This window comes from Pseudomonas sp. NFACC46-3 (assembly GCF_900114515.1).
Taxonomy (GTDB): Bacteria; Pseudomonadota; Gammaproteobacteria; order Pseudomonadales; family Pseudomonadaceae; genus Aquipseudomonas; species Aquipseudomonas fluorescens_Q.
Window position 1 is genome coordinate 105,174 of sequence record NZ_FOTH01000002.1, and the last position, 20,237, is coordinate 125,410.

Genomic DNA, 20,237 nt, shown 5'->3' on the forward strand with positions numbered 1-20,237 from the left:
GGCCTGGAGCCCGTAGGTAAACCAGTTACCCATTGGACGTTCCGTCAAGCCCCGACCCGTGTTGTTGCTCGATGCAGTGCCACAGGCCGGTAGTCGTCGCTTCACCGACACTGGCCGGCCTGATTGCTGGCCAGGGCTCGCATCAGCTAATCACTCCCTCTATCCTAAGCCCCCAGCCCCAAGACATCGCCCCACCCCGCCTCCCTCAATGGACTTACCGGAGACATCTGTGCAACGCCCTACCCTTCTCATCGCCTCAGTGCTGCTAACCGCCTGCGCCAGCCAACAGCCACCAGCCGATAAGCAAGCCACCCTGCTCGCTCAGCCGTTGACGCCCAATAGCCTGATGCGCGAAGGCGACGTCATAAACTTCCAGGTGTTCGCCCCCCGCGAACCGAACATACCCTTCTGGCAAACGGTTCAGTTTTCGGCGGCCTGCTCCAGACCTCAGGTCAACCAGGTTTACTCGTTCATGCTCCGCCGCTCCTACGCCAACAATAGCGGCCACTATGCCCCGCCAACAGCGTTGCCCGAGCGTTATCACGCCACGCTGATGAACAACCGGGAGTTCACCCAGGCGTGTAAAAACCTCCCCGCTCCGGATTGGCGCCAGGTGATGAAGGGGGACGCTGAACGGTGGCTGTTGCTGGATAACAGCAGCGTGCGCAAAAACGGTAAACAGGTGCAGTTCTGGATGGCCTACGACGAGCCGCAGACCCGCCTGAACCCGCTGAGTAGGTCTCCTTTCACGCAGACCCGCGAGCAGTACACGCTGGACTGCGCAGCGCGAAAGGTCACGCTGTTGGCCCGTTATTACCTCAATGCCAATAACGAGGTCACTGACGGGAAAATCGAAATGTTTCCCGAGGCCAAGGCGATGACAGCGGCCGATCAGGATCAGTTGAAGGTTTTTGAACTCGTGTGCAACGCGCCTACGACCATTGCCACTCTGCCGACGTTCAAGTCTCGTACCAAAGCACCGATCGCGGCGGATGCTCTGCCCGACATCAACCCAGGTGTATTGAGGAGCATTGAGCAACTTCACATGCCGGCCCCGGTCAAGACGCTGACTTATATTGAGTTGGCAGGCACCGCCAGTCATGCCCAAGAAAGTTGGCCGGAGCGTACTGAGTACTTCCTGTCCACTGACCCTGTGACCCGGCAGCTCAGCATCGTTCACAAAAGCGAAAACCTCAATGGCCGCCAGATCAACTGGCGCGGCCTGATCAGGCTATCGGGCACAGAGCAGGCCACGCGTTCCGAGAACACCGAGGTGGTCAACAGCCTGAGTTTCCGTGGCGATTGGCAGCGTATGCCTGTGGGCAGTCAGCTGGGCTTTACCCGCCAGGGCAGCCTCACCAGCAATCTGATCGGCACCGTGGGCAAGGAACCGAAAACCTTCGACTGTACCGTCGACAGTGAAGGGCCAGCCAAACGACTGAACCCAGCCTTGAGCGGTAACGCCAAGGCGTTGAGCTGCCGTGAACAGCGCCCAAGCTCAACAGTCGTGCCGCTGACGCACTATTACTACTTGGTTGACTATGGGTTCTTCTATCACGCCAGTACTGACAAAAATGACTCGATATCCATCGACATGCATGTGCAGAGCGTGAAGTGAGTGCAGGTCTGCGGGGCCGGCTTTCGCCGGTTCCGCGCGCTCATTGCCCCACCGCCCCCTCATACCGCCGCTGAATCCGCTCCAACTCCCCGGAACGCCGCAACTTCTCCAACGCACTGGCCCACGCCGCCACCACTTCATCCTCACTGTCAGGGCTGAAGGCGATGTACAGCGATGAGCGATACAGTTCGATAGGGATCCGTCGCAAGGTGCCCGGCGCGATGTTCAACTGACGGCTGTAATAAGCCACGCCCGCATCGGTGTCACCGATGATGATGCCGGTGCGCCCGGCAAGCAGCATGCGGTAAAGCAACTTGCTCTCGGTGGCGCTTTTATCCAGGTTGTTGAAGCCCAGCGACTGCAACATCTGCGGCACCAGGCCGGCGTGACGGGTGGTGATCTGCGGGGCATGCAGCAGTTGTTCCAGGGAGTTGACCGGCGGCGTACTGGCCAGTTGATAGGGGTGGATGGACTCCTCCACGATCGGTCCGACCCATTTGTACAACGGCTCGCGCTCCGGTGTGCGGAACAGGGAGTACATGATGGTCTTGGGTCGCGTCTTCAGTACCTGGGTGGCTCGCATACTCGGCTGCAACAGCACCTCGAAGTCATTCCCGGTGAGCGCCATGATGGCCCGGACGATCTCGGTGGTCATGCCGGTGAGCTGATTGTTTTCCTGATAGTTGTACGGTGCCCACTCTTCGGTGATGACTTGATACTCCTCGGCCCTGGCATCAACCGTGCCGAGCAATAGGCAGATCAGCGCTGCAACCGGTGTCGAATGTCTCACATGTTCTCCCGGCGGATTGTTCGGTGTTTGTGCATGGACGGGCTTGGTTCAAGGGGGCAAGGTAAGCATAGACCCAAACACGCGCCCGCCAGTTGACGTAGCCCACATTCCGCCCCTTAGCAATCTCCAGGCCTTGGTGTACGATCAGCGCGATCCGGATATCGGACAGCGTACGCCGCGCTTCCGTTTCGCCCTTCTCCCTGTGACCCGCCCACATGAATCCGATCGACCCACTGTCGTTTCAACGCATCATCACCGCCCATGGCAACTGCGAAGGCGCGGCGTATTTCGACGCTGAGGAAAGCCTCGCCCATGAGGTGTTTGCTGACCGCATCGTTTTCCAGACCAACTACCTGGATTACCGCAGCTATGAGGTCGATCTCGCCGAGGGCAGCGTACGCGTGCGCAAGACACGGCTGGATAACTACCTGCGCGGCCATAAGGCCCAGGTGATCGATGACGACATGGACGACGAGGACTGGGCCGAACTGAGCAGTCTATGGCAGCGCTTGAGCCACGACCTGGACACCCAGGGACACGGGCCGCAGCCCGATTTGGCCGATACCCTGGCCGATCTGTTTGATTGCCTGTTCGACGAGGCGCGCGCGCAGGCGCTCATTCAGAACATCCCGGCGCCTACCGGGCAGTGGGATTGGGCTTGGACGCAGGTCGAGTCAGCACTCACCGAGACCAATCAGTTGGCCGGGTTCGAATGGAAGGAGTGGTCGTCCTGCGGGATCGATGCCGTCAATGCCCTCGCCCCGCTGCGACAGTTGGGCATTGAAATCCCTGTGCCCGAGCGTAACGCCATCGATGCCATCAACCGCGCCAACGATTGGGAGCGTGCGCTCCTGCAGTATTTCAACGCCCAGCTGGAGGCCCATGACTTGAAGTTGTTGGCCATCGGCACGCACTTCGATGAATACCAGGCCTTCGCCTGCCTGCCCATGAACGGCCTGGGCCTGACCAATGCCTTGGAGATCATGGGCAGGCTGGGCATCGTCTACAAATATTAAGCGACTGACGCCACACATGTTCGGTCCGCTTTTACGAGCCCATAAAGGGCCCCCCCTCCTTTGAGCCTCGAAGTGACGACATGACAAACTGTGATCAATGCGGGTCCCTCCTCCCTTACGACACCGCTGTTTGCCCGCGATGCGCCGGAGAAATTCGGCACATGGTCGAGGCACACGGGCCAAGGTCCCAGCCGTCGAAAGGGCAGAAAATCCTGAAATGGGTGCTGATCGGCATTGTGGTCGCCGCGCTGGCAGCAGTGGCGGCGGTCATGTGGATCTTGCACTCGCTGGGGCCGATGCCTTCTTTTGGTTGATGGCGACAGACACTTCCCAACCCACGGATGGATGAACACATGAAAACCACCCTTGATCACCTTGTCATCGTGGCAACGGACCTCGATACCGGCTGCGCGTTCGTGACTGACGCGCTGGGCGTCGACCTTCAGCCGGGTGGCGTCCACTCACGCATGGGCACCCATAACAGGCTGCTGCACCTTGGCCCCGGGGTCTACCTCGAAGTGATTGCCGTGGACCCGTCCGCCCTACGTCCGCACCGGGCACGCTGGTTCGGCCTCGATCAATTGGCTCCCGATTCGCCGGCACGCCTGGCGACCTGGGTAGCACGCACCGATGATATCCATACGGCTCGTGATGCCTGCCCTGGCCTTGTCGGAGATGTCGAACCCATGACGAGAGGAGCACTGAATTGGCAAATCACCATACCGGCTGATGGAAGCCTTCCCATGGCTGGATCAGTCCCCACCCTCATTCAATGGGCGCCTGGGCCTCATCCTGCGGACATGCTCCAGGACAAGGGGTGCGCGCTATTGACGCTGGAGATCTTCCATACGGATCCGGAAAAAGTCAGCGCGATCCTGACGGCCATGAACTTTTCTGGCCCGGTTCATCTTCATGCACGGCAAGCGTCTTCGGCTCCCTCCCTGGTTGCACATATTCAAACGCCAAATGGCCTGAAGACACTGCCGCTTTCATCCGTGTGAATCTGTACAGAGCAGGCAATTGTGGCGAGGGGATTTATCCCCGTTGGGCTGCGTAGCAGTCCCCTTAAATTTTGGGGTTGCTGCGCAACCCAGCGGGGATAAATCCCCTCGCCACAAGGTCACCATAACCCGCGCCGACCATTCACACGCAACCGAAGCGAAACGCAGCTATCCGATTTTCCCATAGTTGCTATCGATACCGGCGCCGTTCTCGTCCTCGGCCTCTCTCTCTAATCTGCCCACCAACGCGATCGACGACGATCGCCGCAGATCAAACTGACCTTATGGAGAGAGAAACGATGAACACATTCAACCGCACCCTCGCTGTCGCCACCCTGGCATTGGCCACCCTCAGCGCCGAAGCCGCGTCACCTGTCCAGTCCGCTGCCAGCGCGTCTGCTGTCGGCAGCGTGGTTCAGTCCGCCAGTTACATCACCACCAAGGATGGCGTCCAGCTGTATTACAAGGACTGGGGCCCGCGCGATGGTCAGGTCGTGACCTTCAGCCACGGCTGGCCACTGGACTCCGACAGCTGGGAAGGCCAGATGATGTTCCTCGCCTCGAAGGGTTATCGCGTGGTGGCTCATGACCGTCGCGGCCACGGTCGCTCCAGCCAGCCTTGGGAAGGCAACGACATGGATCACTATGCCGATGACCTGGCGGCGGTGATTGAAGCGCTGGACCTGAAGGACGTCACCTTGGTGGGCTTCTCGACAGGGGGCGGTGAAGTGGCTCGCTACATCGGCCGTCACGGCACCGCTCGAGTGAAGAAGGCCGTGCTGGTGTCCTCTGTCCCGCCGTTGATGCTCAAGACAGACACCAACCCCGGTGGCTTGCCTATCGAGGTGTTCGATGGCCTGCGCAAGGCATCCCTGGAGAACCGCTCGCAGCTGTACCTGGACATTGCCTCGGGCCCGTTCTACGGCTACAACCGCAAGGGCGCCAAGCCATCCCAGGGGTTGATCCAGTCGTTCTGGGTGCAAGGCATGCAGGGTGGCAGCAAGAATACCTATGACTCGATCGCGGCATTCTCGGCTACCGACTTGCGCGGCGATTTGAAGAAATTCGATGTGCCGACGCTGGTGATCCATGGCGATGACGACCAGATCGTGCCTATCGACGCTTCAGGCCGGGCCTCGGCGGCGCTGATCAAGGGCGCTCGACTGATCGTCTACCCTGGCGCGCCGCACGGCTTGACCGAGACGCACAAGGATCGTCTCAATCAGGATCTGCTGACCTTCCTCAAGGAATAAAAGCCCAGATCCCTTGTGGGAGCGAGCTTGCTCGCGATGGCGGTGGATCAGCTTGCCTCAATGCCGAATCTGCCGAAGCCTTCGCGAGCAAGCTCGCTCCCGCAGTTGTTTTAGGATGGTTCCCGAACTCAATGCCGCAACAACTTGCGCAATGGAATCTCATCCTTGCGCACCGGCGACTTGATGACGATGTAGCTGAAGTACTTGGAGATGCCGATGTTCTTGTCCAGCAGGCTTTCCATCACGTCCTGATAGTCCTGGATGCTGCGGGTCATGAAGCGCACTAGGTAGTCGTAGCCGCCGCTGATGAGGTGGCATTCGAGTACTTCATCCACCAGGCGGATGTTGGATTCGAACTTGGCGAAGTCCTCACGCTTGTGGTCGCTCAGGGTGACTTCGGTGAAGACCGTCACCGAGTCGGTAATCTTGGCCAGGTTCAGATGGGCCTTGTAGCTGGAAATGTACCCCAACGACTCCAGTCGCTTGACCCGCTGCAGGCACGGGCTGGCGGACAAGCCCACGGCATCGGCCAGGCTGACGTTGGTCATGCGGCCATCTTTTTGAAGCTCTACCAAAATGCTGATGTCGATCCGGTCCAGTTTCGCTAAACCTTCCATCGCATACCTCTTGCCTGCCGTTTGTAAGACAATCTTCTAACAAAATCAGCGTCGTAAGGACAGCTGATGCTGAGCGACCAGATCAGCCATGCTGTTGATGCAGTAGTCCGCCGCACAGGGCGCGGGAGACCTATCGGCGTTGCGGCAGATCAGGCAGACAGCCCCAACCGACCGTGGACGGGCGCCAGGACGGGTCACCTGAAGAATCGTCCCGGCGCTCAGGCCATTGGCCGCCAGCCAATCGTGATCCTGCAACGGGTCGCTCGCCAGCGAAATAAAATCATCAGGCTCGATGCCCAGGCGCTCGCACAACACGCCCCGGTCCTCGGCATCGCGATCCCCTTGCACCAACAACCGATAAAACTTGCGCAGATAGAGCATCGCACCCGGCGCATCCTCGAACAGCGTCCAACCAGCAGCCGAGCGGGCGAAGCTCATGCCCTCCTCCCAACTGATTTTGAGCTTCCAGCGCTCGGCCAATTGACGGTGGGCGAAACACAGCAAGCCGCTGAAGCCCAATTCGCCGAAACGCGGGTACAAGGCTTGCAGTACTTCGTCAAAATCGGCGAGCACCTGTGCTTTGTCCAACGGCTCGCCATGGTTTTCCAGCAACGGTTGCAACGCCGTCCAGACGCCGGAGTCCCGATCCACCAAGACCTCATCGCAGTCGATCAACAACGCCCGATATTCAGTCAGCCTCATCTGTAAAGCCTCCGATGATGTCCCATCGATCAACGCTCCATTAACCGCCACTGACGCTTGCCCCGGCAAACGTCATGAACGCGGGCATCAGCCCAGGACGCGTGCCAAGGCACCGTCGAGAATCTGCAACGCTTCGTCGATCTGCGCTTCGCTGGTCACCAGCGGCGCCAGGAAGCGCAAGACGTTGCGGTACACCCCGCACTTGATCACCAGCAAACCACCGGCCCGGGCTTCGTCGATCAGGCGTTGGTTCAGGTCGGCATCCGGGGTGCGCGCCTCATCATGCTTGATCAGTTCGATCGCCAGCATGAAGCCGCTGCCGCGCACGTCGCCGATCTGCGGGTAACGCGTTTGCAGATGCAGCAGGCCCTGGCGCAAGCGCTCACCCAGGACTTCGCCACGGGCCAGCAGCTGTTCTTGCTCGTACGCCTCGATCACCGCCAGCGCCGCCGCGCACGACAGCGCATTACCGCCGTACGTACCGCCCAGGCCACCCGGCAGTGGAGCGTCCATGATCTCGGCCTTGCCGACCACACCCGACAACGGCAAGCCACCGGCGAGGCTCTTGGCGACCGTGACCAGGTCCGGCTGGATGCCAGCGTGCTGGAAACCGAACCATTTACCGGTACGACCGAAACCGGTCTGGATTTCATCGAGAATCAACACAATGCCATGCTTTTGCGTCAATGCGCGCAGGCCCTGCAAAAACTCGGCGGGGGCCGACAGGAAACCGCCATCGCCCTGCACCGGCTCGATGATGATGGCCGCGACCCGCTCGGGCGCCACTTGGGTGGCCAACAGCTCGTCCAGCGCCTGCAGCGCCATGGCGCTGGTGATGCCGCGATAGGCATTTGGATACGGCGTGTGGAAGACCTCCGGCGCGAACGGGCCGAAGTTCTGTTTGTACGGCTGGCTCATGCCAGTCAGCGTGGTGCCGAGCAAGGTCCGGCCATGGAACCCGCCGCGAAAGGCAATCACGGCCGAGCGGTTGGTGTGGGCCCGGGCGATCTTCACCGCGTTTTCCACCGCTTCGGCACCGGAGGTGAAAAATGCCGCTTTATAGGCGTGCTGGCCGCCGATCATTTCGCACAGGCGCTGGGCCAGGTCCAGGTAAGGCTTATAGGCCACGACCTGGAAGCAGGCATGGGAGATCTTCTGCAACTGGGCCTGCACGGCCGCGACGACCTTGGGGTGATTGTGGCCGATGTTCAACACACCGATGCCGCCGACGAAGTCCAGGTAGCGCTTGCCATCCACGTCCCATAATTCCGAGCCCTGGGCCCGATCGATCACCAACGGGTGCGCGGTGACCAGGCCACGTGGCACGAATTGATCACGCTGACGGAGCAAACTTGGGGTTTCTTCGACTTTACTGTTCATTGGCATTTCCCATCGTGAGCCTCGCACCCAGGAAGCGGCTGCGGTGTGTTCACAGGTTAAGCGTTCGACGCGATTGTCTAAGCCGAACTTGGTCGTTGAGAAATTCGGATCGACTGTTTACACCCCGGCAAACAGCAGAATCCTCCAGAGGCATTCCAGCCCCATGGAATCTGCCGCAAGAGGCACCTTGCAACGCAGTGCGATGCTGCTACGCCGGCCCTTTCGACAGATCCTGCTCTGGCGTTGAGGCATGCTAGGGGCTCCTTGATTTCAGGCGAGAAGTGACCCATGGCCCTGCTCTATAAAGCTGACCCGGTACGCGGCGAACACTGGCGGCGCCTATTCGCCGAACACGCGCCGGACATTGAATGGCGTGCCTGGCCAGACATCGGCGACCCGCGGGATATCCGGTACCTGGCGGCCTGGCAGGCACCGGACGACGTCGAAACGCTGTTGCCGAATCTGCAGGTGCTGTTTGCCTTGTCGGCCGGCGTGGATCAACTTGACCTGAGCCGGTTGCCTACGACGCTGCCGGTGGTGCGCTTGCTCGACCCGGGCATCAGCCAGGGCATGTGCGAATACGCCAGTTTCGCCGTGCTCAGCCTGCACCGGGACATGTTGCGCTATCGCCAGCAACAGGCCGAACGGGGCTGGCAAGCGCACCGGCTGGTGCCCGCCGGGCAACGCCGGGTGGGCCTCATGGGCCTGGGTTTGCAGGCACGGCAGATACTCGCCACCTTGAAGACCTTTGGTTTTGCCTTATCGGGCTGGGCCCGCAGCGAGCATGACATCGAGGGCGTCGCGTGCTTTGCTGGCGACAAGCAATTGCCGGCCTTTCTCGGTCAATGCGACATTGTGCTGTGTGTCCTGCCGTTGACCGAGCAGACCCGGGGGATCCTCAACCGCCAGCTGTTCCAACACCTGCCCAAGGGCGCAGCGTTGGTCAACATGGGCCGAGGTGGGCACCTGGTGGAAGCGGACCTGCTTGAAGCCCTTGCCGACGGCCAACTCAGCGCCGCGGTGCTGGACGTGCTGGAGCAGGAGCCGGCACCGATGGATCACCCCTTCTGGCACCATCCACAGATACTGTTGACGCCGCACATCGCGGCGATGACTCAGCCTGAAAGTGCCTTTGGCGTGTTGTTGGAGAACATCCGCCGGCATCAACGGGGAAAATCGATGCTGGGCCTGGTTGATCGTGAGCGTAACTATTGAGCCCTCGATGACCTCTGGTTTCGATCTGAACAGCGAAAAAACGACCCGGTATTTACTGCTGGCCAAGCGTCTGATTTGAGCAAGAAATGTGGCCGGCAGAGCCGTTGCTTACGGAAGATACCGAATCGATTTGCCGCCCTTGCCAGGCCCGATGGCAGGTGAGATACAAAGACTTTCAGCGCACACATCCATCCGATTTCGCCCCTTATTTTATGGTGATCTGCCATGTCCATTTCGCAACGCCCTACTTACTTCTATCGCGCCATGACCGCCGCCGATGTGCCTGCGGCCCATGCCTTGTCCGTGCAATTGAAATGGCCCCATCGCCTGCAAGACTGGGCGATGTTGCAACGTGTTGCCCAGGGTTTTGTCGTGGAAGACCAGGGCCGTTTGATTGGCACGGCGTTCACCTGCGCCCAGGGGGATTACGCCACGATCGGCCTGGTGATTGTCGACGATGAATATCAAGGCCGGGGAATCGGTCGCAAACTGATGGAACTGGCAATCGAAGCTTGCGGCTCGCGAACCGCCATCCTCAATGCGACGCTGGCCGGTGCCCCGCTGTATGCCAGCCAGGGGTTCGTGGATTTTGGGCATATCCAGCAGCATCAAGGGCAAGCGCTGGTGCCGGCCCCGCAAGAACTGGCCACCGGCGAACGCTGCCGCGTGCTGGACGAAGCCGATCACGCCGAGTTGATCAAACTGGCCAATGCCGGGAGCGGGCTGGAGCGAACCGCCGTACTCAATGACCTGTTCGGTGTCGTTGAACATTGCGTGGGTATCGAACAGGACGGTCACCTGTGCGCTTTCGCCCTGCTGCGCCCCTTTGGCCGTGGTCGCTGCATTGGCCCAGTCATCGCCCAGACCCTGGAACAGGCTCAGCACTTGATCGCCGTGCTGCTGGCCCAAGTGCCGGGGGCATTCGTTCGCATCGACATCCCCTCAAACAGCGGTCTGGCCCCTTGGCTGGAAGAGGCCGGGCTCAAGCAGGTCGACACCGTCGCCCAAATGGCACGGGGCACGCCCCCGCAGGCTACCGGTGCGGTTCGGCAATTTGCGCCGGTGACCCAGGCCATTGGCTGAAAACCCACACTTCCCTCAATGCTCCCTGGAGAATCATCTTCATGCACGAACCCACTGCAGTGCTGTTGGCACACGCCGATGGCAGTCTTGCCTCAACCCCGTTCACCCCGGGTTCACTGGGTACCAAGGATCCGTTCGACCGCCTCATCGCCTATGCCGGGGAGGATGGCATGACTGCCGGCGTGGTCCGGGCGAGCGGGCTGTTCAGCGTCGATGAATACCCCTTCAGTGAGACGCTCGTGGTGCATGCCGGCGCAGTAACGCTGCGCAGCCAGGGGCAGACGCTGCAGCTCAAGCCAGGTGAAAGCGCGGTGATCGGTCGGGGGACCGCGCTTGAGGTCGAGGCGCAACCCGGCTCGCTTTGGGCCTTCTGTGCCGACACCCAGCGCATCGAAGCGCACCTTCCCGGACTGACGGCACTCCCCGCCCACACCCTGCTCTCGCCTTCCGCAGCCCCGGATGACGAGATCCTGCTCAGCCCGCCACCGCAATGCCGCTCGCACAATCTGTTTGTCGAAGAAGCGAGCAACCTGCGCATCGGTATCTGGGACTCGACGCCCTACACCCGCAAGTCACGACCGCACAAACTGCATGAACTGATGCACCTGCTCGAAGGCAGCGTCACCTTACAGGCAGCCGATGGCAGCGACTTGACGGTCAACACCGGCGATACCGTATTCGTCCCGCTGAATGCCCCGTGTGCCTGGAAAAGCAGCGTTTATGTGCGCAAGGTGTACGTCGTCAAGTAATCCGGTGTACGGCAGCACTGGCGCTATCGCGAGCAAGCTCGCTCCCACAAGGGATTGGTGGCGGGTGTGAAGTGGGTGGTCGATCTGGAATAAAAAAAGCCCGCCGTGTGGGCGGGCAAAAGGTGTCGCAGGTTGGATCAAGTCTCAGAGCGCCGCGGCGATGGCCTGGCCAACAGCCTGGGTCGAGCCTTGTCCACCCAGGTCGGGGGTGATGGGGCCTTCGGCGATCACCTGTTCGATGGCCTTGAGAATCCCATCATGGGCCGCGCGGTAGCGTTCATCGCCGTTACCCAGGAAGTCGAGCATCAAGGCGCCGGACCAGATCATCGCGATCGGGTTGGCGATGTTCTGCCCATAGATATCGGGGGCCGAACCATGCACCGGTTCGAACAGCGACGGGTAGCGGCGTTCCGGATCAAGGTTGGCCGACGGTGCGATGCCGATAGTGCCGGCGCAGGCCGGGCCTAGGTCGGAAAGGATGTCGCCGAACAGATTCGACGCCACCACCACATCAAACCGGTCGGGCTGCAAAACGAAGCGAGCGCACAGGATGTCGATGTGTTGCTTGTCCCACTGCACATCCGGGTACCGCTCGGCCATCAACGCCGTGCGCTCGTCCCAATACGGCATGCTGATGGAAATGCCGTTGGACTTGGTTGCCGCTGTCAACCGTTTGCGCGGTCGGGTCTGGGCCAGGTCGAAAGCGAACTTCAGGATCCGGTCGACCCCGCGCCGGGTGAACACCGATTCCTGCAGCACGAACTCATGCTCGGTGCCCTCGAACATCTTGCCGCCGATGGAAGAGTATTCGCCCTCGGTGTTTTCACGAATCACCACGAAGTCGATGTCCCCCGCCTTGCGCCCGGCCAGGGGGCACGGCACGCCCGGGAACAGCCGCACCGGGCGGATGTTCACGTATTGGTCGAAGTCGCGACGGAACTTGAGCAGCGAGCCCCACAGGGAAACATGATCCGGCACCTTGTCCGGCCAGCCCACGGCGCCGAAGTAGATGGCGTCGAAGTCCTTGAGTTGTTCGAACCAGTCGGCGGGCATCATCTGCCCGTGTTTCAAGTAGTAATCGCAATGGGCCCAATCGAGCACTTCGATGTCCAGCGACAACTGCCACTTTTTCGCGGCTTGCTCCAGTACCCGCAGCCCTTCCGGCAGGACTTCCTTGCCGATGCCATCGCCGGCAATGGCAGCGATTCGAAATGGTTTGCTCATCAATCGTGGCTCCCTGGTGTCTGTTCAAATGACGGTCGCATCACAACCCACCGATGTGGAAGGCTTTGACTTCAAGGTATTCGTCCAGGCCGTACTTGCTGCCTTCGCGCCCCAGGCCCGACTGCTTGATGCCGCCGAAGGGCGCGACTTCCATGGAAATGATCCCGGTGTTGAGCCCGACCATGCCGAACTCCAGCGCCTCGCCGAAACGCCATGAGCGGCGCAGGTCCTGGGTGAAGTAATAAGCGCCCAGGCCATACGGCGTGGCATTGGCCAGGACCAGGGCCTGCTCTTCTGTAGTAAAGCGCATCAGCGGAGCCACCGGGCCGAAGGTTTCTTCGTTGGCCAGCAACATCCCGGCGTGGGCCTCGCCCAGTACCGTTGGCTGGACGAACTGACTGTCGCCCTCGGGAACGCCACCACAGAGCAGGCGCGCGCCCTGGCTCAACGCATCGTCGATGTGCCGGGCAACTTTGTTCACCGCAGCGAGGTTGATCAGCGGGCCGATCATCACGCCAGCCTCCAGCCCATTGCCGACCTTGAGCTTGCCCACCTCCTCCACCAGCCGCGCGGCGAAGCGTTCGTAGATACCGTCCTGCACCAGGATGCGGTTGGCGCAGACGCAGGTCTGGCCGGCGTTGCGAAACTTGCTGAGCATGATGCCGGCGACGGCTTGCTCCAGGTCCGCATCGTCAAACACGATGAACGGCGCGTTGCCGCCCAGCTCCAGGCTCAAGCGCTTGATGTGCTCGGCGCTCTGGCGCATCAACAAACGCCCGACCGCCGTCGAACCGGTAAAGGAAATCTTGCGCACCGTCGGGTTGCCGGTCAGTTCTTCGCCGATACCGGCGGGCATACCCGTCACGACATTGAACACCCCGGCCGGAATCCCGACCCGCTCGGCCAGCACCGCCAGGGCCAGGGCCGACAAGGGAGTCAGGTCCGAGGGTTTGACGATGACCGGGCACCCCGCCGCCAAGGCCGGTGCGCACTTGCGAGTGATCATCGCATTGGGGAAATTCCATGGGGTGATCGCGGCACAGACCCCCACCGGCTGCTTGAGCGTGAGCAGGCGTCGGTCGCCGCTGGGCGCCGGGATGGTCTCGCCATAGACCCGCCGGGCCTCTTCGGCAAACCATTTGGCGAAACCGGCCCCGTAGCGGATTTCGCCTTTGGCTTCGCTCAACGGCTTGCCCTGTTCGCACGTCATGATCAGCGCGAGGTCGTCGAGGTTGTCCATCATGGCCTGATACCAGCGCTCCAACAGCGCTGCCCGCTCCGCCGCCGGACGCGCGCGCCACGCTGGCCAGGCGCGCTCGGCAGCCTCGATGGCACGCCGGGTTTCCACGCCTTGCATCGCGGGTACACGAGCCAGCGACTGGCCGGTGGCCGGGTCGATGACGTCAAGGGTGGCGGCGTTGTCGGCACCGATCCACTGACCGTCGACGTAAGCGAGTTCTGCCAATAGGCTGGGGTCTTTCAATCGATTCTTGAGCATGGTCGCGTCCTGTTCCGAGGTAGCTCCAGTCTAGGGAGATGCCGCGGGGCAGGATGCTGAAAGCGGGGATTGGGCAGTGTTGGATGCTGAAATTTCGAGGTGGGACGGCAGGCTCTACCGAGGTGTCAGCGTCACCACTGAAGCCTATGTGGGAGCGAGCCTGCTCGCGATGGTGGCGGCACATTCAACATCATTGCCAACTGAACCACCGCCATCGCGAGCAAGCTCGCACACAGGGGAAGGTAGTTTCACTTGAGAACAGCTTAGATTTTCAACGACCCCAACAACCCTTCCAGAAACCGCTCCCCCGCGTCCATCTGGCTGATTTCGATGAACTCGTCAGGCTTGTGCGCCTGTTCGATGGAGCCTGGGCCGCAGACCACCACGGGGACATCCAGACGCTGCTTGAACAGGCCGCCCTCGGTGCCGAAGGAGACCTTGGCGGTGCCGGTGTCCGGGGTGGCGAAGTTTTTCAGGAAGCGCACGGCTTCGACGCTCGGATGGGTGTCGAGGCCCGGATAGACGTTCAGGGTTTCGATCTCGATGTCCGCGACGCTGGAGAGTTTTTTCGCCTCGCGCACGATCACCTCGGCGCGCTCACGCAGTTGCTCCAGGAACAGGTCCAGATCATCGTCCGGCAAATTGCGCACTTCGAAATCCAGGGTGCACAGGTTTGGCACGATGTTCAGTGCCTTGCCGCCGACAATCTGCCCGACATGCACGGTGCTGTAGGGCACGTCGTAATCCGCGTCCTGGGCGCCTTGCTCCTGCAATTGCTGCTGGCTCTGGCGCAACGCCGCGATGAAATCGCAGGCCACGTGAATCGCATTGACCGAGCGCGGCGCCAGCGATGAGTGCGCTTCCAGGCCGCGACAGTAGGTGCGATAGGAACCCTTGCCCTTGTGGCCTAGCACGAATTGCATGTTGGTTGGCTCGCCAATCACGCACAGAAACGGTCGCACCGGCGCCAGGTGCAGCACGTCGAGCAAGCGCCGCACCCCCACGCAACCGATCTCTTCGTCGTGGGAAAGCGCCAGTTGCAATGGCCGGTTCAACGAATGGTCGGCGGCATCGAGCATGGCGTCGATGGCCAGCGCAATGAAACCTTTCATGTCACAACTGCCGCGCCCGTAGACCCGCCCATCGCGCACGGTCGCCTGGAACGCCGGAACGGTCCAGGCCTGCCCCGCCGCCGGCACCACGTCGGTGTGGCCGGACAGCAGGACCCCGGGCAAGTCACGCGGGCCAGTACTGGCGAACAGGTTGGCCTTCTTGCCGCTCTCATCCTTGACGATCAGCGACTCGATGCCCTTGCTCAGCAACAGCTCGCGCACGTACTCGATCAGGGCTAGGTTCGATTCTGAAGAGACCGTTTCAAACGCCAGCAGGCGTTCGAAAATGGCTAACACGCGGGGTTTCATGAGGCCTTGCTCCGTTGCTCGGCGAAAAGGGCGAACCGGCGGATGGAGAACGGCTCGATGAAGGTTCGAGTGCTGCCGGTGCTGATCAGTTCAGCCATGACATCGCCAACGCCCGGACCGAGCTGGAAGCCATGGCCGCTGAAGCCGAACGCATAGTACAAGCCATCGACGTTGCCGCTGGGCCCCATCACCGGCAGGGAATCGGGCAGGTAGCCTTCGATGCCGCTCCACACGCGGATGATGTTGAGATTGCCGACACCCGGCAGCAGCCGACGCATCTGGTCCAGTTGGTTGAGGATGCTGCGCGGCTCGACATAGGCCCGGCGGTTGAGCATGTCCGGCTTGCTGCGATAGCCGCCGCCGATGATGATATTGCCCCGGGGAATCTGGCGGAAATAGATCACTTCTTCAGGAATCTTGGTGTACACCCCGATCACCGTCGGCAAGGCGTAAGGCACCGGTTCGGTGACGGCCATCTGCGGGCCGTTGGTTTCCAGCGGCACCGGCTCGCCGAATTGCGCCGAGAGCTTCTGGCCCCAAGCGCCTGCGGTAATCAACAGTTGCGCGGCGCTGAACTGGCGACCATCGGTGGTGCTGATACCGAACCCTTCACCGACCTTCTGCACCTCGGCCACTTCGCAGCGCTCCTCGATGCGTGCCCCGAGCCGCCGCGCCGCCCGGGCGAACGCCGGGGCGGCCAGGCGCGGGTTGGCGTGACCGTCGTGGGGCGCATAGGAGCCGCCCTTGACGTCCTTGCCAAGAAACGGAAAACGCGCGTGAAGCTCGCTGCCGCGATAGATCTGCAAGTCCAGTTGCGCCGCTTCGGGGGCGGCCGCATAAGCCTCGAGCTCAGGGATCTCATCCTCGCGATAACACACGCGCATGTGCCCGCTGGCGATGAACTCCAGGTCGTCGTCGATCAGCTCCGGCAGGCGTTTCCACAGCGCCCAGGAGCGGTTCGCCAGTTCCAGTTGCCCAAGGAAACGTCCCTGGCGCCGGACGTTGCCGAAGTTGACGCCGCTGGCGTACTGGCCGATCTGGTCACGCTCCAGCAAGATCACCGACTGCCCCCGCTGGCGCAGGAAAAACGCTGCCGCCGAGCCCATCAGGCCGCCGCCGACAATCACCACATCAGCTTTATTCAGCGTCATGGCGTCACCTCCCGAGTGAGCATCGAAAGGGGTTTCACGGGCGCCTGGCCGCGCTGGCGACCCACCTCCTGCACCTGGACACCCGCTGCTGCTGCAATGACTTCGGCCCCGGCCTGGGAGCAATAACGTCCCTGGCAGCGGCCCATGCCAACCCGGCTGAACGCCTTGGCCCGATTGACTTCACAGGCGCCCTTTTCGCTGACCGTGCGGCGCAGTTCGCCGGCGCTGATCATCTCGCAGCGGCAGACGATGGCTTCGTCCGGCAAGGCCTTGGCTTGTGCCGCCGGCCACGGAAACGCCTGGGCCAAGCCTAGGCGAAACGCGTCCATCACCTTGAGCGCCTGGCGCTGTTCGGCGACGAGTGCGGCGTCCACCGGCTGCTGCAGATCGCTCAACAATGCCAGGGCGACCAGGCGTCCGGCGTGCTCGGCGGCATCGGCGCCACGGATCTTCGAACCATCACCGGCGGCGTAGACACCGCTGACCGAGGTCCGCCCCTCTTCGTCCGTGTCCAGCAGCCATTGACTGGAGGCCTCGTCAAAGCGCAGGCGGCAGCCCGCCAGGTCAGCCAGTTGGGTTTCCGGGCGCAAGTGATAACCCAGCGCCACCGCGTCGCACGCCACCGTCAAGGTTTCCCCACTCGCGGTACGAACCCGCACGCCGCTGACGCCGCTGCTCGCCTCTCCCAGGATTTGCAGCGGCGAAATGCCCAGGTGCACGGCAATCTTCGCCCGATACAACTGCGCCAACAATTTCATGCCGGTGAACAGCAAGCCCGGGCGCGCCATGAGCTTGGGCAAGGCTTTGATGCGCTGGCCCAGCGGCGATGTGTCCAGCACCGCTGCGACATTGGCGCCGGCCTTGAGGTATTGGCTGGCGACCAGATACAGCAATGGCCCGCTGCCCATGAACACCACCCGATGACCGATGGAAACCGCTTGGGCCTTCAAGGCGATCTGCGCGCCGCCGAGGCTGTAGGTGCCGCCCAACTGCCAGCCCTCGATGGGCATCAAGCGGTCGGTGGCGCCGGTGCAGAGGATCAGCGCGTCGTAATCCACCGTCGTGTGCTGGCCCTGGCTGACGCAGCACAATTGCCCGGGTATCAGGTTCCACACCAGGGTGTCCGGACGGTAGTCGATCTGCGGGCGCAGGCGGTCGAAGCTTTCGTGCAGGTCACGGGCCTTGTCCGCCTCGGTGCCGTACAGCGTGGCGTAGTTGCGGGTGAACCCTTCGGGCTGGCGCCGATAGATCTGCCCGCCATCGCGACGGTTTTCGTCGAGCAGGATCGGCTTGAAGCCCGCTGCGACCAGGGTCTGGGCACAACGGATGCCGGCCGGCCCGGCGCCGACGATGACGACTCGATGCGTGTTCAGCCGCGCAGTGGCCATATCGCCTCCGGTTGTTGAGTCATGATGTCCAGCCCTTCGCGTACTTCATTGGAGCAGGCCCGCAGGCGTTCGCCGCTGCGGGTCCAGACCCAGCAATCCTGGCAGGCGCCCATCAGGCAGAAACCGGCACGGCTGCCCGGATCGAATTCCGACTGGCGCAACGCCGGGCCGTGGGTCAGCAAGGCGACCATCAAGGTGTCGCCCTGCAACGCCTCGACCGGGACGCCATCCACTTTCAATTTGACGACAGGCCGGCCCTGTTCGGCCAACCTCACGAAACGCGCGTTCATGCGTAGGCTCCCACGATCATGCTGTTTGAATCCTGTTGGCGCTTGAGCAGCTCGGCGCTGTCGTGATGACAGAGCACCTCGCTGCCGCCATCGATGATCCGCCGGGGCGGCGCGGTGTGATTGCACAGGCCGTCGACCCGCACCGGGCAGCGATTGAGGAAGGTACACAGGTCCGGCACCTCGGCGCGCGCGCCCAACACCGGCAGCGTGCCGCAGGTGGTGGCGCCACAACTTTCCAGCCACCCCTGACGCATCTCCGGTACCGAGTGGATCAGCAGGTCGGTGTAGGGATGGAACGGCGCCTGGGCGAACGATTGTCGGGTGCCCGCCTGGACCTTGTGGCCGCTGTACATCACCACGATGTCGTCGCACAGCGCCCGCACCGTGGAGATGTCGTGGCTGATGAACAGGTAGGAAACCCCCAGTTGCTGGCGCAGGTCGCGCAGCAGTTCAAGGATCGCCGCGCCGACCACGGTGTCGAGGGCCGAGGTCACTTCATCACACAGGATCAGATCCGGCTTGGCCGCCAGCGCCCGGGCCAGGTTGACCCGCTGTTTCTGTCCGCCGGAGAGTTCGCTCGGGCGGCGCTCGGCCATGTCCCGTGGCAGACGCACCAGGTCGAGCAATTCGCCGATACGCTCACGCAGCGCCGCACCCTTGAGGCCGAAATACATCTTCAACGGCCGACTTAGGATAGTGCTGATGCTGTGCATCGGGTTGAGCGCGGTGTCGGCATTCTGGAACACCATTTGAATACGCCGGAACTGTTCGTCCGTGCGTTCCGACAAGCTGCCACCCAGTGGCTGACCGTCGAACGTCAGCCCGCCCAGGGCCGGGGTCAACAGCCCGGCCACCACCCGCGCCAGGGTCGATTTGCCCGAGCCTGACTCACCGATCACACCGATGGCCTGGCCCCTGCGCACCGTCAGGTCGATGTCTTCGAGCACCCGGATCGCCGGCATGCCCTGCTGGTTCTTGTTGCCGTAGCCTGCGACCAGGCCTTGGATGGTCAGCAACGGCGTGTCTTCGGCCACGCCGCAGGGTGGGCGAATCGTCGTGTCTGGCCGTGCCGCCGCCAGCAGGCTGCGGGTGTAGGCGTGAGCCGGGCCCTTGAGCAGCGGCGCCGTGGCGCTCTGTTCAAAGATCTGCCCGCCGTTGAGCACCACGATCTGATCGGCCATCTGCGCCACGACGGCCAGGTCGTGGGACACATAGACCGCCGTCGCGCCACGTTCGCGCACGACCCGCTTGAAGGCGCGCAGCACGTCGATCTGGGTCGTCACATCGAGGGCCGTGGTCGGCTCATCGAGCACCACCAGCAGCGGGTCGCTGATCAGCGCCATGGCCGCCATCACCCGCTGCAGTTGCCCGCCGGACACTTGATGGGGATAACGCTGGCCGATGCGCTCGGGATCCGGCAGCGCCAGGTCGCGGAACAGTTCGATGGCCTTGGCTTCGAGCACGGCACGGCTGCCCAGGCCATGGATCACCGCCCCTTCCACCACCTGGTCGATGAGTTTCTTGGCCGGGTTGAACGCCGCCGCGGCGCTTTGGGCGATGTACGACACCCGATTGCCGCGCAGGCCTTGCAGCTCGCGTTCACTCAAGGCGAGCATGTCGTGCTCGCCAATCTGCACCACGCCGCCGGCCAGGCGACAACCGCGCCGGGCATAACCGAGCAACGCCAGGGCGATGGTGGTCTTGCCCGAACCGGACTCGCCGATCAGCGCCAGCACTTCACCTTTCTCCAGGGAAAAACTCACGCCCTTGACGATCTCCACCTCGCTGCGCTCGCCACAGGCGACTACGCGCAGGTTCTCGACTCGGATCAATTGGCTCAT

Annotated in this window: 19 protein-coding genes; 8 read left to right on the forward strand and 11 right to left on the reverse strand. The window is 62.2% G+C overall.

Annotation, left to right across the window (positions count from 1 at the left end; translation table 11 throughout):
• Window positions 1-208 precede the first annotated feature (208 nt).
• On the forward strand, window positions 209-1,618 hold the full coding sequence (locus BM300_RS04180; protein ID WP_256575789.1) for a surface-adhesin E family protein: 1,410 nt from the start codon (window positions 209-211) through the stop codon (window positions 1,616-1,618).
• Window positions 1,619-1,658: 40 nt separating this feature from the next.
• Here BM300_RS04180 and BM300_RS04185 read toward each other — a convergent pair whose 3' ends face one another.
• Window positions 1,659-2,408 (reverse strand): substrate-binding periplasmic protein, encoded by a 750-nt coding sequence (locus BM300_RS04185; protein ID WP_063320565.1) that lies wholly within the window; start codon window positions 2,406-2,408, stop codon window positions 1,659-1,661.
• Window positions 2,409-2,623: 215 nt separating this feature from the next.
• Between BM300_RS04185 and BM300_RS04190 the strand changes: the two genes are divergently transcribed.
• From BM300_RS04190 to BM300_RS04200, 4 genes are all read left to right on the forward strand, one after another.
• On the forward strand, window positions 2,624-3,424 hold the full coding sequence (locus BM300_RS04190; RefSeq protein WP_092346222.1) for a DUF6630 family protein: 801 nt from the start codon (window positions 2,624-2,626) through the stop codon (window positions 3,422-3,424).
• Between the two features lie 161 nt (window positions 3,425-3,585).
• Window positions 3,586-3,738: a hypothetical protein gene (locus tag BM300_RS30980; RefSeq protein WP_158265810.1), complete on the forward strand. Its 153-nt coding sequence runs from the start codon at window positions 3,586-3,588 to the stop codon at window positions 3,736-3,738.
• A 39-nt stretch (window positions 3,739-3,777) separates the two neighbouring features.
• Window positions 3,778-4,425: a VOC family protein gene (locus tag BM300_RS04195; RefSeq protein WP_092346220.1), complete on the forward strand. Its 648-nt coding sequence runs from the start codon at window positions 3,778-3,780 to the stop codon at window positions 4,423-4,425.
• 299 nt (window positions 4,426-4,724) lie between these two features.
• Complete coding sequence (locus BM300_RS04200; protein ID WP_092462097.1) at window positions 4,725-5,678, forward strand: alpha/beta fold hydrolase; 954 nt, start codon at window positions 4,725-4,727, stop codon at window positions 5,676-5,678.
• Window positions 5,679-5,806: 128 nt separating this feature from the next.
• On the opposite strand, the gene BM300_RS04205 is transcribed toward BM300_RS04200, so the two are convergent.
• The 3 genes from BM300_RS04205 to gabT all read right to left on the reverse strand — a co-directional run bounded on the left by BM300_RS04205 (window position 5,807) and on the right by gabT (window position 8,377).
• Window positions 5,807-6,295, reverse strand: coding sequence for an Lrp/AsnC family transcriptional regulator (locus tag BM300_RS04205; RefSeq protein WP_003203167.1), 489 nt, complete (start codon window positions 6,293-6,295; stop codon window positions 5,807-5,809).
• Window positions 6,296-6,340: 45 nt separating this feature from the next.
• Entirely contained in the window at window positions 6,341-6,997 is a 657-nt protein-coding gene (locus tag BM300_RS04210; protein ID WP_092462099.1) for an HAD family hydrolase, read from the reverse strand.
• 87 nt (window positions 6,998-7,084) lie between these two features.
• Window positions 7,085-8,377 carry a 4-aminobutyrate--2-oxoglutarate transaminase gene (gene gabT, locus BM300_RS04215; RefSeq protein WP_092462101.1) on the reverse strand — a complete coding sequence of 431 codons (1,293 nt, stop codon included), beginning with the start codon at window positions 8,375-8,377 and terminating at the stop codon, window positions 7,085-7,087.
• 288 nt (window positions 8,378-8,665) lie between these two features.
• Between gabT and BM300_RS04220 the strand changes: the two genes are divergently transcribed.
• The 3 genes from BM300_RS04220 (at window position 8,666) to BM300_RS04230 (ending at window position 11,424) form a co-directional block, all read left to right on the forward strand.
• Window positions 8,666-9,592, forward strand: coding sequence for a 2-hydroxyacid dehydrogenase (locus BM300_RS04220; protein WP_092144578.1), 927 nt, complete (start codon window positions 8,666-8,668; stop codon window positions 9,590-9,592).
• A gap of 225 nt (window positions 9,593-9,817) precedes the next feature.
• Window positions 9,818-10,675 (forward strand): GNAT family N-acetyltransferase, encoded by an 858-nt coding sequence (locus tag BM300_RS04225; protein WP_092462103.1) that lies wholly within the window; start codon window positions 9,818-9,820, stop codon window positions 10,673-10,675.
• A gap of 41 nt (window positions 10,676-10,716) precedes the next feature.
• A complete protein-coding gene (locus BM300_RS04230; protein ID WP_092462105.1) occupies window positions 10,717-11,424 on the forward strand; it encodes a cupin domain-containing protein in 708 nt (235 codons plus the stop codon).
• 144 nt (window positions 11,425-11,568) lie between these two features.
• Here BM300_RS04230 and BM300_RS04235 read toward each other — a convergent pair whose 3' ends face one another.
• The 7 genes from BM300_RS04235 to BM300_RS04265 all read right to left on the reverse strand — a co-directional run bounded on the left by BM300_RS04235 (window position 11,569) and on the right by BM300_RS04265 (window position 20,237).
• Window positions 11,569-12,648, reverse strand: a complete 1,080-nt coding sequence (locus BM300_RS04235) for a tartrate dehydrogenase (protein ID WP_092462107.1) — start codon at window positions 12,646-12,648, stop codon at window positions 11,569-11,571.
• 40 nt (window positions 12,649-12,688) lie between these two features.
• Window positions 12,689-14,146, reverse strand: a complete 1,458-nt coding sequence (locus BM300_RS04240; RefSeq protein ID WP_092222765.1) for an NAD-dependent succinate-semialdehyde dehydrogenase — start codon at window positions 14,144-14,146, stop codon at window positions 12,689-12,691.
• Window positions 14,147-14,409: 263 nt separating this feature from the next.
• Window positions 14,410-15,567: an acetylornithine deacetylase gene (gene argE / locus BM300_RS04245; protein WP_092144570.1), complete on the reverse strand. Its 1,158-nt coding sequence runs from the start codon at window positions 15,565-15,567 to the stop codon at window positions 14,410-14,412.
• Entirely contained in the window at window positions 15,564-16,718 is a 1,155-nt protein-coding gene (locus BM300_RS04250; RefSeq protein WP_092222763.1) for an NAD(P)/FAD-dependent oxidoreductase, read from the reverse strand. Before BM300_RS04250 ends, argE begins: the two co-directional genes overlap by 4 nt.
• On the reverse strand, window positions 16,715-18,106 hold the full coding sequence (locus BM300_RS04255) for an FAD/NAD(P)-dependent oxidoreductase (RefSeq protein WP_092462109.1): 1,392 nt from the start codon (window positions 18,104-18,106) through the stop codon (window positions 16,715-16,717). The genes BM300_RS04250 and BM300_RS04255 overlap by 4 nt, the downstream gene beginning before the upstream one ends.
• Window positions 18,088-18,396, reverse strand: a complete 309-nt coding sequence (locus tag BM300_RS04260; protein ID WP_072339509.1) for a (2Fe-2S)-binding protein — start codon at window positions 18,394-18,396, stop codon at window positions 18,088-18,090. Before BM300_RS04260 ends, BM300_RS04255 begins: the two co-directional genes overlap by 19 nt.
• On the reverse strand, window positions 18,393-20,237 hold the full coding sequence (locus BM300_RS04265) for an ABC transporter ATP-binding protein (protein ID WP_092144566.1): 1,845 nt from the start codon (window positions 20,235-20,237) through the stop codon (window positions 18,393-18,395). Before BM300_RS04265 ends, BM300_RS04260 begins: the two co-directional genes overlap by 4 nt.